The sequence below is a fragment of the Microbacterium sp. 22296 genome (assembly GCF_052045385.1).
In the GTDB taxonomy this organism is placed as follows: Bacteria; Actinomycetota; Actinomycetes; order Actinomycetales; family Microbacteriaceae; genus Microbacterium.
The window spans coordinates 121,650-134,636 of the sequence record NZ_JBQEOS010000002.1 but is presented as its reverse complement, the minus strand read 5'-3'; the positions used below and the strand labels follow the sequence as shown (position 1 = coordinate 134,636).

Below are 12,987 nucleotides of genomic sequence, written 5' to 3'. Positions count from 1 at the left end.
CGGTCGTCGGTGCGACGGAGGGGCCTGTCGTCCCGGGACCGTCGGCCGTCNCACCGCCGTCGCGGGGCCGTCCGGACTATCGGGAGAGCGTCAGATCCAGTACTCGGGCGTGGTCAGGAGGGCGCGGGTGTCTTCGCCGCTCCGCCGCGTCCGCGCCTTCGCCGGCACGCCCACGAGCACACTGTCGGCGGGGGCGTCACGGGTCACGACGGCGTTGGCACCGACCACCGTTCCGGCGCCCAACGTGATGGGTCCGAGGATCTTGGCCCCCGCGCCCACGGCGACCCCATCGTGCAGCGTGGGGTGACGTTTGCCGCCCTCGCGCTGCCGGCCGCCGAGCGTGACGCCGTGGTACAGCATCACGTCGTCACCCACCTCGGCCGTCTCGCCCACGACGACGCCCATGCCGTGGTCGATGAAGAAACGTCGCCCGATCGTCGCGCCGGGATGGATCTCGACACCGGTGAGCCACCGGGTCACCTGCGACAGGGCGCGCGCCGGAAACCGCAGACCCCGTCGCCACAGGCGGTTCGCGATGCGGTAGGACCACACGGCGTGAAGCCCGGGGTACAGCAGAGCGATCTCGAGCGCGCCGCGCGCCGCGGGGTCGCGGAGCTTGGCGGAGGAGATGTCTTCGCGGACGCGGGAGAGGACCCCCACCGTCAGTCTTCGCGCAGGTGCTCGTACAGCGCCGTCGAGAGGTAGCGCTCGCCGTAAGACGGGATGATCACGACGATGTTCTTGCCCGCGGCCTCGGGACGACGGGCGACCTCCAGAGCGGCCCAAATGGCCGCACCCGACGACATGCCGACCAGGATGCCGTCTTTGGCGGCCGTTTCGCGGGCCAGGCGGATCGCGTCGTCGAACTCGACGTCGATGACCTCGTCGAGGATGTCGCGGTCGAGGATCTCGGGAACGAAGTTCGGGCCGATGCCCTGGATCTTGTGGGGCCCGGGGTGGCCCTTGGTGAGGATGGGGGAGTCGGCCGGCTCGACGGCGACGATCTGCACGCCCGGGATGCGTTCCTTCAGCACCTGGCCGACGCCGGTGATGGTGCCGCCGGTACCGATGCCGGCGACGAAGTAGTCGACCTTGCCGTCGGTGTCGCGGAGGATCTCCTCGGCGGTGGTCTTGCGGTGGATGGCCGGGTTGGCCTCGTTCTCGAACTGGCGGGCCCAGACGGCGCCGGGGGTCTCGGAGACGATGCGCTTGGCCTCGTCGACGGCGAGCTTCATGCCCTTGGTGGGGTCGGTCAGCACGAGCTCGGCGCCGAACGCCTTGAGCAGGATGCGGCGTTCTTTCGACATCGAGGCGGGCATGGTGAGGATGACCTTGTAGCCGCGCGCCGCGCCGACCATGGCGAGGGCGATGCCGGTGTTTCCGCTCGTGGACTCCACGATGGTGCCGCCGGGCTTCAGCTCACCCGACGCCTCGGCCGCATCGACGATCGCGATGCCCAGACGGTCCTTGACGCTGGAGGCCGGGTTGTAGAACTCCAGCTTCAGCAGGATCTGCGCCTCTGTCCCCTCCGCGACGCGGTTCAACCGCACGAGGGGGGTGTCGCCGAACGCGGAGGTGATGTCGGAGTGAATGCCGGGCATGGGGCGCCTTTCGCCGTCGATCAGAACGTGATGATCCTAGGCGAGGCCTCCGACACCGACTCTTGTGTGACGTTGCGCTACTAAGCTGGGCTTCCGTCATGCTGCAGACGCCTCCGCCCTCGCCTTCCCCCTCTCTCGTCGGCGACGTCGTCCGCGAAACCGCCCGCCGATTCGGGATGGCCGGTATCCCCGACGCGCAGGTCGACGCCGAGCTCCTCGTCGCCCACGTGCTCGAGACCTCCCGCGGGGGAGTGCAGGCCGCCGCCGTCCGCGGAGATCGGATGCCGCCCGCCGTCGCCGCTGCCCTCGCGTCGCTGGTAGACCGACGCTGTCAGCGAGAGCCGCTGCAGCACTTGACGGGGCTCGCCCCGTTCCGCTCGCTCGAGCTGGCCGTCGGCCCGGGCGTCTTCGTGCCCCGCCCCGAAACCGAGATGGTGGCCCAGCTCGCGATCGACGCGCTCCGTGCCGCGGCGTCCGAGTCCCCGATCGCGGTCGACCTCGGCACCGGCAGCGGAGCGATCGCCCTCGCCATGGCGACCGAGGTGCCCCACGCGCGCGTGTTCGCCGCGGAGAACTCGGTCGACGCGTTCATCTGGACCAAGCTCAACCACTCCCGCGTCGGGGCCGACAACCTCACCCTCGCCTTCGCCGATCTCGCGGTCGCCTTCGCCGACCTCGACGGCACCGTGTCGGTCGTGGCCTCCAATCCGCCCTACGTTCCGGACGACGCGATCCCGCGTGACCCCGAGGTGCGGCTGTATGATCCGCCCGCGGCCCTCTACGGCGGTCCCGACGGATTGGATGCCGTGCGCCGGCTCAGTCAGGTGGGTCTGCGTCTCGCCCACCCGGGCGGCTCCATCGTGCTCGAGCACGGCGAGTGGCAGGGCGAGGCGATCCGCGGCATCCTGACCGCCGACGGCTGGCGCTCGGCCGCCACGCACATCGACCTGACGATGCGGGACCGCGCGACGACGGCCGTTCGTCCGTGACCGCGCTCTCAGCGGGGCACGGCTAGACTGACGCGCGACATGTCACCCGTCTACGACTGCCGTGACGAGTCGCAGCTGCGGTCCGGGATGCGCCACGCGCGTCAGGCGATCGGCCGAGGCGAACTCGTCGTGCTCCCCACCGACACCGTCTACGGAATCGCCGCCGACGCGTTCAATGCGCGCGCCGTCGCGGGACTCCTCGAGGCGAAAGGCCGGGGGCGTCAACAACCACCGCCCGTGCTCGTGCCGGGGGTGGCGACGTTGCGCGCGCTCGTCGCCGAGATCCCGCCCGCCGTCGACGACCTCGTGCGAGAGTTCTGGCCCGGCGGACTGACCATCGTCCTGCCCGCACAGCCGTCGCTCTCGTGGGACCTCGGTGACACGCACGGAACGGTCGCGGTGCGCATGCCCGCGCAGAAGCTCACGCTCGAGCTTCTGGAGGAGACAGGCCCCCTCGCCGTCTCGAGCGCGAACCTGACCGGCATGGCGGCCGCGGTCGACATCGACTCCGCTCGCGACATGCTGAGAGACACCGTCGCGGCCTACCTCGACGCCGGCCCCAGCGAGACGGGCGTCGCCTCGACGATCGTCGACGCCACGACCCTGGTCGGCGGCGCCGAGCCCCAGGTGCGCGTGCTGCGCGAGGGAGCCATCTCGCGCGAGCGCCTGCGTGCGGTGCTCGGCGACCTGCTCGAGCCCGACCCGGACGACGACGCCGTCACCCCCCTCGTGCCGTCGGTCGATCCGTCGCCGGATTCCGAGGCGCCGGGTCCGTGACCCAATATCTCCTCATCATCCTGTTCACGGCGGCGGTCACGCTCGCACTGTCGTGGGTGGTGTGGAAGCTCGCTCTGCGGTTCAAGCTGTATCCCGGCATCCGGGATCGCGACGTCCATCAGACGCCGACCCCCCGTCTCGGCGGGGTGGCGATGTTCCTCGGTGTCGCCGCGGCGTTCGCCCTGTCGAGTCGCAACCCGTACTTCGCCATTCTCTGGGCGGACCCGGTGCCGGTGCTCTCCCTTCTGGGCGCCGTGCTCCTCATCGTGCTCATCGGGGTCGCGGACGACCTGTGGGACCTCGACTGGATGATCAAGCTCGGCGCGCAATTCATCGCCGCCGGCATCATCGCCTGGTTCGGGCAACTGCAGATCCTGTCCTTGCCGATCGGGGCGCTCACGGTCGGATCGGGGTGGGTGAGCTTCCTGCTCACCGTCTTCGCCCTCGTGGTCGTGATGAACGCCGTCAACTTCATCGACGGACTCAACGGCCTCGTCGCGGGTGTCTGCCTGATCGCCAACGGTGTGTTCTTCGCCTACTCGTACCTCCTCGTTCGCGACACCGGAGCCAGCACCTACTTCAACCTCGCCTCGTTCATCGCCGCTGTCCTGATCGGCGCGTGCCTCGGGTTCCTGCCCATGAACTGGACGCCGGCGAAGCTGTTCATGGGCGACGCGGGCGCGCTCATGCTGGGACTGCTCATGGCCAGTTCGGCCATCGCCATCACCGGCCAGCTCGACCCGGCCGTGCTCGACCCCGAGAAGATCGGTCGCTCGCAACTGCTCGGTGCCTTCATCCCGATCCTGCTGCCGGTCGTGATCGTGCTGCTGCCCCTGCTCGATTTCGGGTTGGCGGTCCTCAGACGTCAGTGGGCCGGCCGGTCGCCCTTCTCGCCCGACCGCAAGCATCTGCACCATCGCATGCTCGACATGGGCCACAGCGACCGCGACGCGGTGCTCATCTTCTACAGCTGGACCGCCGTGGTCAGCCTGGCGTTCCTGCTGATGTACATCGGAACGCAGCAGAGCTGGCCCGGCGACTACCTCATCGGCATTCTCTTCGGCTTCACCGGCGTGGCCGCGTGCGCCGTCCTTACCCTCCTTCCCTCACAGCACCGTCTGCGGCGATTGACCCGTCGTGCCCGACCCACCCGACCGGAGACCCCCTCATGAGCAGCGCCCTGCCCGACGCCCGCCGCCCCCTCTCGAGTACGCCGGTGCTGCGCACCGCCCTGGTCTGGGGAGGGATCGTGACCGCCGCCCTGCTGGTGGTGGGCGCCGCCGTCGGCTTCGCCGTCGGGGGAGCGCCCGGTCTCGGCAGCGCGCTGGCGGGAGTCGCCGTGAGCGCGATCTTCCTGGCCGTGACGGCGACCAGCATCCTGGTGGCCAACCGGTGGTACGGCGACCCGCTCTACGTCCCCATCTTCTTCGGCATCGTCCTCGGCGGCTGGCTGCTGAAGTTGATCCTGTTCATCGTCGCCATCGCCGTGCTGCGGGGCCAGGACTGGGTCGACCTCGTCGTCTTCTACGTCGCGCTCGTCATCAGCGTGCTGGCCTCGCTGGCGGTGGACGTGGTGGTGCTCATGCGCATGCGCATCCCCAGCGCCAGCGACGTGACACTGCCCACCGACCCCGACGCGGGCGACCGCCGCTCGTAGGGGCGCCGCGGGCGCATAGTCCACGACGACGACTCTCGCCGCGCGTTAGTCCGGCGGCGAGAGGAACCTCCGGCCCGAGACGTGGACAGCCTGGGAGTTTGATAGGGTGGCATACGTACCCACCCGCGATCGGAACTCTTTTCCAGGTCTCCTCATCGGGTACCATCACCGACCATCGTCGCAACGGTTCACACCGATGCCCCGAAGCTGGAGCCAGCGCTGACTACTCAAGCTGCGACCCTGATCACGAACTTCGCGTCCGCGGGGGCGGAGTTCCACCCGCCGTCCATTTCGGAGTTCTTCCCCGATGCGGTGCTGTTCGAGGGCACGATCTTCGCGATCACGCGTATCAACCTCACGCAGATGCTGGCGACGCTGGCCCTCGTCCTCTTCCTCGTGCTCGGCACTCGGCGCATGAAGATCGTCCCCGGTCGCTTCCAGAGCGTCGCCGAGATGGGTCTCGACTTCGTGCGCGTCAACATCGCCGAAGACATCCTGGGCAAGAAGGACGGGCGTCGGTTCCTGCCCATCCTCACCACGATCTTCTTCATGGTGCTGTTCATGAACATCACGGGCGTCATCCCGTTCCTGAACATCGCCGGCACCAGCGTCATCGCGGTGCCCATGCTGCTCGCGATCGTCGCGTATGTCACCTTCATCTACGCGGGTATCAAGAAGAGCCCCGGCGGCTTCTTCAAGAACGCCCTGCTGCCCTCCGGCGTGCCGTGGCCGCTGTACATCATCATCGTCCCGCTCGAGTTCCTCTCGACCTTCATCATCCGCCCCGTCACACTGACGCTGCGACTGCTGATGAACATGGTCGTCGGTCACCTCATGCTCGTGCTGTTCTTCTCGGCGACGCAGTTCTTCGTCGTCGGGCTCGGCGGCTGGTGGACGGCGCTCGGCGCCGGATCCCTCGCCTTCGGTCTCGCCTTCACCCTGTTCGAAATCTTCGTCGCCTTCCTCCAGGCGTACGTCTTCGCGATCCTCACCGCGGTCTACATCCAGCTCGCGGTCGCAGAAGAGCACTGAGCGGCCCGGCGAACGCCGAGCCACCCAACGAAAGGAAAAAACCCGTGGACGCAACTACGGTTCTCGCCCAGGTCACCGGTAACGTCGCCACGATCGGCTACGGCCTCGCCGCCATCGGCCCCGCCATCGGCGTGGGCATCGTCGTCGGCAAGACGATCGAGGGCGTCGCCCGTCAGCCCGAACTCGCGGGCCGCCTGCAGGTCCTGATGTTCATCGGTATCGCCTTCACCGAGGCGCTCGCCTTCATCGGTATCGCGACCGGCTTCATCTTCACCTGATCCGGCCGCTCTCGACTCACTGTAAGGAGACAGGATGCTGAACGCTCTTGTCACACTCGCCGCGGAGCCCGCGGGCGAGGAAGCGCAGAACCCGCTCCTGCCTGCCGCGTACGACATCATCTGGTCGGCGGTGTGCTTCGTCATCATCGCCGTGGTGGTGTGGCGCGTCGCTCTGCCTCGCATGGCGAAGCTGCTCGACGAGCGCAGTGCTGCCATCGAGGGCAACATCGCCAAGGCCGACGAGGCCCAGCGACAGGCCGAGGCCGCCCTCGAGGAGTACACCGCCCAGCTCGCCGAGGCGCGCAAGCAGGCCGGCGAGATCCGTGAGGGCGCGACGCAGGACGGTCGCAAGATCGTCGCCGAGGCGAAAGAGACCGCTGCGGCCGAGGCCGCGCGCATCACCGCCAGTGCGCACGCGCAGATCGAGGCCGAGCGTCAGACGGCTCTCGTCCAGCTGCGCTCGGAGGTCGGTACCCTCGCGGTCGACCTCGCGGGCAACGTGATCGGGGAGACCCTGTCGGACGACGCGCGCGCCAACGCCGTGGTCGACCGCTTCCTCGCCGAGCTCGAGGCCTCCGAAAAGGCGGCCAAGTAATGGGCAGCGCGACCACTCAGGCCCGAACCGCGACGTCGGAGGCCGTGGCCTCCACGTCGGGCGTCGATCTCGACGTCGCGCGCGAACTGTTCGCGGCCGTCGCCGCCGTGAGCGGCTCGGCGCAGCTGAGCGGCGCGCTGTCCGACTCGTCGGTGCCGCCCGCCGCCCGTGCGGGTCTCGTCTCGGCGGTCTTCGGTCCGTCGTACCAGCCCGCGACGGTTGCGCTGCTCTCCAGCGCCGCCCAGCAGCGCTGGTCGAACCCCGGCCAGTTCATCGAGGGGCTCGAAGAGCTCGCCGTGCAGGCGACCTCGGTCGCCGAGCCGGCCGACATCGAGGCGGAGCTGTTCTCGTTCTCGCGCACCGTGGCCTCCAACGGCGAGCTCGAACTCGCGCTGGGCGGTCGCCTCGGCGGAGCCACGGCGAAGAGCGACCTCGTCTCGAAGCTGCTCGACGGACGTACCAGCGCCGGTACCGCGCTCATCGTCTCATCGCTGGTGAAGCACGCCCGCGGTCGTCGGGTGCGTGCGCTGCTGCGCCGGGCCGAGCGCATCGTTGCCGACCAGCGCGCGCGCATCGTCGCGACCGTCTACGCCGTCGCCCCCCTGAGCGACGACCAGCAGGTCCGACTGCAGAACTCCCTCAGCGCGCGGTACGGCTCAGCGGTCACGCTCAACACAGTGATCGACCCGACGGTTCTCGGCGGACTGCGCGTGCAGGTCGCCGACGACGTCATCGACGCGAGCGTGTCCGCACGCCTCGCCGATCTCCGCCAGCGGATCGCCGGCTAAAGACTTTCCGCCCGAGCGGGCGTGGATCTGGGGGCCGAGTGCCCCACGAACGAAGGAAGACAATGGCAGATCTCTCTATCAGCCCCGACGTCATTCGTGACGCGCTGAAAGACTTCGTCACCGCCTATGAGCCCACCGGGGCCGCGGCGACCGAGGTCGGCGCCGTCGTCGACGCGGCCGATGGCATCGCGCACGTCGAGGGCCTTCCCGGCGTGATGGCCAACGAGCTCATCCGCTTCGCGAACGGCACGCTGGGCCTGGCCCAGAACCTCGACGAGAACGAGATCGGTGTCGTCGTGCTCGGCGAGTTCTCCGGCATCGAAGAGGGTCAGAGCGTCACCCGCACGGGCGAGGTCCTCTCGGTCGGCGTCGGTGACGGCTACCTGGGTCGCGTCGTCGACCCGCTCGGAAACCCGATCGACGGCCTCGGCGAGATCGCGACCGAAGGTCGTCGCGCACTCGAGCTCCAGGCTCCCGGTGTCATGCAGCGCAAGAGCGTGCACGAGCCGCTGCAGACGGGCATCAAGGCTATCGACGCCATGATCCCCGTCGGCCGTGGCCAGCGTCAGCTCATCATCGGCGACCGCCAGACCGGCAAGACGGCGATCGCGATCGACACGATCATCAACCAGCGCGCGAACTGGGAATCCGGCGATGTCGACAAGCAGGTGCGCTGCATCTACGTCGCCATCGGCCAGAAGGGTTCCACCATCGCCTCGGTGAAGGGTGCCCTCGAAGACGCCGGCGCGATGGAGTACACCACCATCGTCGCCGCCCCGGCGTCCGACCCCGCCGGCTTCAAGTACCTCGCCCCCTACACCGGTTCGGCCATCGGCCAGCACTGGATGTACGGCGGCAAGCACGTCCTCATCATCTTCGACGACCTGTCGAAGCAGGCCGAGGCCTACCGCGCCGTGTCGCTGCTGCTCCGTCGTCCGCCGGGCCGTGAGGCCTACCCCGGTGACGTCTTCTACCTCCACTCGCGTCTGCTCGAGCGTTGCGCGAAGCTGTCCGACGAGCTCGGTGCCGGCTCGATGACGGGTCTGCCCATCATCGAGACCAAGGCCAACGACGTCTCGGCGTACATCCCGACCAACGTGATCTCGATCACCGACGGCCAGATCTTCCTGCAGTCCGACCTGTTCAACGCCAACCAGCGTCCCGCGGTCGACGTGGGCATCTCGGTTTCGCGCGTGGGTGGCGACGCCCAGGTGAAGTCGATCAAGAAGGTCTCGGGAACGCTGAAGCTCGAGCTGGCCCAGTACCGCTCGCTCGAAGCGTTCGCGATGTTCGCGAGCGACCTCGACGCGGCGTCGCGTCGTCAGCTGGCCCGTGGTGCGCGTCTGACCGAGCTGCTCAAGCAGCCGCAGTACTCGCCGTACCCGGTCGAGGAGCAGGTCGTGTCGATCTGGGCGGGAACGAACGGGAAGCTCGACACCGTCGAGGTCTCCGACGTGCTCCGCTTCGAGCGCGAGCTGCTCGACTACCTCCGCCGCAACTCGACGGTGCTCGACACCCTGCGTGAGACCAACGCGCTCGGCGACGACACCCTCGCCGAGCTCGAGAAGCACGTCGATGCATTCTCGAAGGAGTTCCAGCCCGGCAAGGACCAGAGCGTCGTCGGCGCCGAGAAGGTCGACGCGGCCGGCCCGGAAGACGTCAACCAGGAGCGGATCGTCAAAGGCCGTCGCTGAGTAGCGACGACACGAGAACGGAATCATGGGCGCACAACTGCGGGTCTACAAGCAGAAGATCTCTTCTGCTCAGACGACCAAGAAGATCACGAAGGCGATGGAGCTCATCGCGGCCTCTCGCATCCAGAAGGCGATGGCGCGTGTGCGCGCGGCGTCGCCCTTCGCGAAAGCCGTGACGAACGCCGTCTCCGCGGTGGCCACGTACTCGTCGGTCGACCACCCGCTGACGACCGAGCGCGAGAACATCCGCCGATCGGCCGTGGTCATCTTCACGTCCGACCGCGGGCTCGCCGGCGCCTTCAACTCGCAGATCCTCCGTGAGGGTCTCGAGTTGAGCGAGCTGCTGCGGTCGCAGGGCAAAGAGGTCGTCTACTACCTGGTCGGGCGCAAGGCCGTCGGATACTTCCAGTTCCGTCGCATGCCGAGCGTCGCGCAGTGGGTGGGCGACACCGACACCCCGCAGTTCTCGACGGCGGAAGCCATCTCGGATGCCGTCCTCGAGGCGTACCGGGCCGGCGGAGAGAACGACGGCGTCGACGAGATCCACCTCGTGTACAACCGTTTCGTCAGCATGATGACCCAGTCGCCGGAGTCCGTGCGACTTCTTCCGCTCGAAGTGATCGAGGCGGACGAATCGCCGGCCCAGTCGGAGGTCTACCCGCTGTACGAGTTCGAGCCCGATGCCGAGACCGTGCTCGACGCGCTCCTGCCGACGTACGTGCAGAGCCGTATCTTCAACGCCCTCCTGCAGTCGTCGGCCGCGAAGCACGCCGCGACCCAGAAGGCCATGAAGTCGGCGAGCGACAACGCCGACAAGCTCATCACCGACTACACCCGCCTGCGCAACAACGCGCGTCAGGCGGAGATCACGCAGCAGATCGCCGAGATCGTCGGCGGCGCCGATGCCCTGGCATCCGGCAAGTAAGTTCCCAAGGAGAGAAGAAGCCATGAGCCTCACCGCCGAGAAGACCGACGCGGCCGTCGTCGGGCGCGTCGCGCGCGTCACCGGCCCGGTCGTCGACATCGAGTTCCCGCATGACGCGATCCCCGAGATCTACAACGCGCTGAAGACCACGATCACCATCGGTGACGAGTCGACCGAGATCACGCTCGAGGTCGCTCAGCACCTCGGCGACGACCTGGTCCGCGCCATCTCGCTCAAGCCCACCGACGGCATGATCCGCGGCCAGGAAGTGCGCGACACCGGCGGCCCGATCTCGGTGCCCGTCGGCGACGTCACCAAGGGCAAGGTGTTCGATGTCACCGGTGAGGTGCTCAACGGCGTTCCCGGTGAGACCATCGAGGTCACCGAGCGCTGGGGCATCCACCGCAAGGCGCCGAGCTTCGACCAGCTCGAGTCCAAGACCGAGATGTTCGAGACCGGCATCAAGTCGATCGACCTCCTGACCCCCTACGTCCAGGGTGGCAAGATCGGTCTCTTCGGTGGCGCCGGTGTCGGCAAGACCGTGCTCATCCAGGAGATGATCCAGCGCGTCGCGCAGGACCACGGTGGCGTGTCGGTGTTCGCCGGTGTCGGCGAGCGCACCCGCGAGGGCAACGACCTCATCGCCGAGATGGAAGAGGCGGGTGTCTTCGACAAGACCGCCCTCGTGTTCGGCCAGATGGACGAGCCGCCGGGAACGCGTCTGCGCGTCGCCCTGTCGGCGCTGACGATGGCGGAGTACTTCCGCGACGTGCAGAAGCAGGACGTGCTGCTGTTCATCGACAACATCTTCCGCTTCACGCAGGCCGGTTCCGAGGTCTCGACGCTGCTGGGCCGTATGCCCTCGGCCGTGGGATACCAGCCGAACCTCGCCGATGAGATGGGTGTGCTCCAGGAGCGCATCACCTCGACCCGCGGTCACTCGATCACGTCGCTCCAGGCCATCTACGTGCCCGCCGATGACTACACCGACCCGGCTCCCGCGACGACCTTCGCGCACCTCGACGCCACCACCGAGCTCTCGCGTGAGATCGCGTCGAAGGGTCTGTACCCGGCCATCGACCCGCTCACCTCGACGAGCCGCATCCTCGACCCGCGCTACATCGGCGAGGACCACTACCGCGTGGCCACCTCGGTGAAGCAGATCCTGCAGAAGAACAAGGAGCTGCAGGAGATCATCGCGATCCTCGGTGTCGACGAGCTCTCGGAAGAGGACAAGATCGTCGTGTCGCGTGCGCGTCGTATCCAGCAGTTCCTCTCGCAGAACACCTACATGGCCAAGAAGTTCACCGGTGTCGAGGGCTCCACGGTCCCGATCAAGGAGACCATCGAGTCGTTCGACGCGATCGTCAAGGGCGACTTCGACCACGTCGCCGAGCAGGCGTTCTTCAACGTCGGTGGCATCGCCGACGTCGAGGCCAAGTGGGCGCAGATCCAGAAGGAGAACGGCTGACATGCCGCTGCGCGTGAGCCTGGTCTCGGCCGACGCCGAGGTGTGGACGGGAGAAGCCTCTCTCGTCGTGGCCAAGACCGTCGAGGGCGAGATCGGCTTCATGCAGGGGCACGAGCCGGTGCTCGCGATCCTCGCGCAGGGCGAGGTGCGCATCACCCGCACCGACGGCACGAAGATCCTCGCGAGCGCTGCGGACGGCTTCCTGTCCATGGCGAACGACGAGCTGACCATCGTCGCGGGAAACGCCTCGCTCGTCTCCTGACGCCGCTTCATCTCCGACGCGCGTCGCCCGATCACTCGGGCGGCGCGCGTCGCGTTTTTCCGGAGTGCACATGCTCGTCCTGCTTCCCCCTTCCGAGACCAAGCGCCTCGGAGGCGAGAGCGTCCCGCTCGACATCGGTCGTCTCGCTTTCCCGGCCCTCCGTGAGCCCCGCGAGGCCGTCGTGGAGGCCCTGATCACCCTGTCGGCCGATGAGGACGCGGCCGCGCGGGTGCTCAAGCTGAGCGTCAAGCGCCGTCACGAGATCGCCGACAACGCCGCGCTTCGCACCGCGCCCACGCTGGCCGCCGTCGACCGCTACACCGGCGTGCTCTACGACGCGCTGGATGCCGGGTCTCTCGACGAGGCGGCGCGGTCGTGGCTCGGGGCCCACGTCGCGATCCAGTCGGCACCTCTGGGCCCGGTGGGCGCCCTCGATCTGATCCCGGCGTATCGGCTGGCGGCGGGAACCTCGCTCCCGGGTGTCACGTCGCTGCGACGCATCTGGGCCGAGGCGGTCCGCGATGCGATCGCCGCGAGCGCCCCTGCTTTCGTGCTCGACCTCCGATCGGAGGCGTATGTGGCACTCGGGCCCCTTCCATCGACCGTCGCGTCCGCGTTCGTCCGTGTCGTGACGCCGACGCCGGGGGGAGCGGCGCGCGCTCTGAATCACTTCAACAAGCACGCGAAGGGCGCGTTCGTTCGTGCGCTCGCGCTCGATCGGCCGGAGATCGCGGACGTCGACGAGCTTCGCGCGTGGGCGACATCGTCGGGGTGGACGATCGTCGATGGCCGAGACGGCGAAATCGCCCTCGTCGTGCAGCGGTGAAGACGCGTCTTTCAGTGTTCTCACAGCTTCGCTAGCATGTGAGCACACGGGGCGCACGGATGCTTCGTCGCGCACTCGCCTGGAAAGGAATC

At 68.2% G+C, this 12,987-nt stretch carries 15 protein-coding genes; 13 read left to right on the top strand and 2 right to left on the bottom strand.

What is annotated here, in order from left to right; all coding sequences use genetic code 11:
- Positions 1–90: 90 nt before the first annotated feature.
- Both epsC and cysK read right to left on the bottom strand, forming a co-directional pair.
- Positions 91–660, bottom strand: a complete 570-nt coding sequence (epsC, locus tag ACTJJP_RS04280; protein WP_440773789.1) for a serine O-acetyltransferase EpsC — start codon at positions 658–660, stop codon at positions 91–93.
- A gap of 2 nt (positions 661–662) precedes the next feature.
- The gene (gene cysK, locus ACTJJP_RS04275) at positions 663–1,601 is read right to left on the bottom strand and encodes a cysteine synthase A (RefSeq protein ID WP_440773788.1); all 939 of its coding nucleotides are present in this window, start codon (positions 1,599–1,601) and stop codon (positions 663–665) included.
- 98 nt (positions 1,602–1,699) lie between these two features.
- Here cysK and prmC point away from each other — a divergent pair, with 98 nt between their 5' ends.
- From prmC to ACTJJP_RS04210, 13 genes are all read left to right on the top strand, one after another.
- The gene (gene prmC, locus ACTJJP_RS04270; RefSeq protein ID WP_440773787.1) at positions 1,700–2,590 is read left to right on the top strand and encodes a peptide chain release factor N(5)-glutamine methyltransferase; all 891 of its coding nucleotides are present in this window, start codon (positions 1,700–1,702) and stop codon (positions 2,588–2,590) included.
- Between the two features lie 39 nt (positions 2,591–2,629).
- A complete protein-coding gene (locus ACTJJP_RS04265) occupies positions 2,630–3,367 on the top strand; it encodes an L-threonylcarbamoyladenylate synthase (RefSeq protein ID WP_440773786.1) in 738 nt (245 codons plus the stop codon).
- Positions 3,364–4,539: an MraY family glycosyltransferase gene (locus tag ACTJJP_RS04260; RefSeq protein WP_440773785.1), complete on the top strand. Its 1,176-nt coding sequence runs from the start codon at positions 3,364–3,366 to the stop codon at positions 4,537–4,539. The genes ACTJJP_RS04265 and ACTJJP_RS04260 overlap by 4 nt, the downstream gene beginning before the upstream one ends.
- A complete protein-coding gene (locus ACTJJP_RS04255) occupies positions 4,536–5,024 on the top strand; it encodes a hypothetical protein (protein ID WP_440773784.1) in 489 nt (162 codons plus the stop codon). Before ACTJJP_RS04260 ends, ACTJJP_RS04255 begins: the two co-directional genes overlap by 4 nt.
- Before the next feature lie 312 nt (positions 5,025–5,336).
- Complete coding sequence (gene atpB, locus ACTJJP_RS04250; RefSeq protein WP_374206528.1) at positions 5,337–6,056, top strand: F0F1 ATP synthase subunit A; 720 nt, start codon at positions 5,337–5,339, stop codon at positions 6,054–6,056.
- A 44-nt stretch (positions 6,057–6,100) separates the two neighbouring features.
- Complete coding sequence (gene atpE / locus ACTJJP_RS04245; RefSeq protein WP_043360904.1) at positions 6,101–6,334, top strand: F0F1 ATP synthase subunit C; 234 nt, start codon at positions 6,101–6,103, stop codon at positions 6,332–6,334.
- A gap of 34 nt (positions 6,335–6,368) precedes the next feature.
- Positions 6,369–6,929, top strand: a complete 561-nt coding sequence (locus ACTJJP_RS04240; RefSeq protein ID WP_440773783.1) for a F0F1 ATP synthase subunit B — start codon at positions 6,369–6,371, stop codon at positions 6,927–6,929.
- Complete coding sequence (locus ACTJJP_RS04235) at positions 6,929–7,717, top strand: F0F1 ATP synthase subunit delta (protein WP_440773782.1); 789 nt, start codon at positions 6,929–6,931, stop codon at positions 7,715–7,717. Before ACTJJP_RS04240 ends, ACTJJP_RS04235 begins: the two co-directional genes overlap by 1 nt.
- Positions 7,718–7,779: 62 nt before the next feature.
- Positions 7,780–9,411: a F0F1 ATP synthase subunit alpha gene (gene atpA / locus ACTJJP_RS04230; protein ID WP_440773781.1), complete on the top strand. Its 1,632-nt coding sequence runs from the start codon at positions 7,780–7,782 to the stop codon at positions 9,409–9,411.
- Positions 9,412–9,436: 25 nt separating this feature from the next.
- Positions 9,437–10,336 carry a F0F1 ATP synthase subunit gamma gene (locus ACTJJP_RS04225; protein WP_440773780.1) on the top strand — a complete coding sequence of 300 codons (900 nt, stop codon included), beginning with the start codon at positions 9,437–9,439 and terminating at the stop codon, positions 10,334–10,336.
- A gap of 22 nt (positions 10,337–10,358) precedes the next feature.
- Positions 10,359–11,807, top strand: a complete 1,449-nt coding sequence (gene atpD / locus ACTJJP_RS04220; RefSeq protein WP_440773779.1) for a F0F1 ATP synthase subunit beta — start codon at positions 10,359–10,361, stop codon at positions 11,805–11,807.
- A gap of 1 nt (position 11,808) precedes the next feature.
- Positions 11,809–12,069 carry a F0F1 ATP synthase subunit epsilon gene (locus ACTJJP_RS04215; RefSeq protein ID WP_440773778.1) on the top strand — a complete coding sequence of 87 codons (261 nt, stop codon included), beginning with the start codon at positions 11,809–11,811 and terminating at the stop codon, positions 12,067–12,069.
- A gap of 70 nt (positions 12,070–12,139) precedes the next feature.
- The gene (locus ACTJJP_RS04210) at positions 12,140–12,895 is read left to right on the top strand and encodes a YaaA family protein (protein ID WP_440773777.1); all 756 of its coding nucleotides are present in this window, start codon (positions 12,140–12,142) and stop codon (positions 12,893–12,895) included.
- The last annotated feature ends 92 nt before the right edge of the window (positions 12,896–12,987 follow it).

Coding starts and splice junctions, on each gene's coding strand:
- cysK (WP_440773788.1), bottom strand. CDS start 1,601: ATGCCCGGCATTCACTCCGACATCACCTCCGCGTTCGGCGACACCCCC.
- prmC (WP_440773787.1), top strand. CDS start 1,700: ATGCTGCAGACGCCTCCGCCCTCGCCTTCCCCCTCTCTCGTCGGCGAC.
- ACTJJP_RS04265 (WP_440773786.1), top strand. CDS start 2,630: ATGTCACCCGTCTACGACTGCCGTGACGAGTCGCAGCTGCGGTCCGGG.
- ACTJJP_RS04255 (WP_440773784.1), top strand. CDS start 4,536: ATGAGCAGCGCCCTGCCCGACGCCCGCCGCCCCCTCTCGAGTACGCCG.
- ACTJJP_RS04240 (WP_440773783.1), top strand. CDS start 6,369: ATGCTGAACGCTCTTGTCACACTCGCCGCGGAGCCCGCGGGCGAGGAA.
- ACTJJP_RS04235 (WP_440773782.1), top strand. CDS start 6,929: ATGGGCAGCGCGACCACTCAGGCCCGAACCGCGACGTCGGAGGCCGTG.
- atpA (WP_440773781.1), top strand. CDS start 7,780: ATGGCAGATCTCTCTATCAGCCCCGACGTCATTCGTGACGCGCTGAAA.
- ACTJJP_RS04225 (WP_440773780.1), top strand. CDS start 9,437: ATGGGCGCACAACTGCGGGTCTACAAGCAGAAGATCTCTTCTGCTCAG.
- atpD (WP_440773779.1), top strand. CDS start 10,359: ATGAGCCTCACCGCCGAGAAGACCGACGCGGCCGTCGTCGGGCGCGTC.
- ACTJJP_RS04215 (WP_440773778.1), top strand. CDS start 11,809: ATGCCGCTGCGCGTGAGCCTGGTCTCGGCCGACGCCGAGGTGTGGACG.
- ACTJJP_RS04210 (WP_440773777.1), top strand. CDS start 12,140: ATGCTCGTCCTGCTTCCCCCTTCCGAGACCAAGCGCCTCGGAGGCGAG.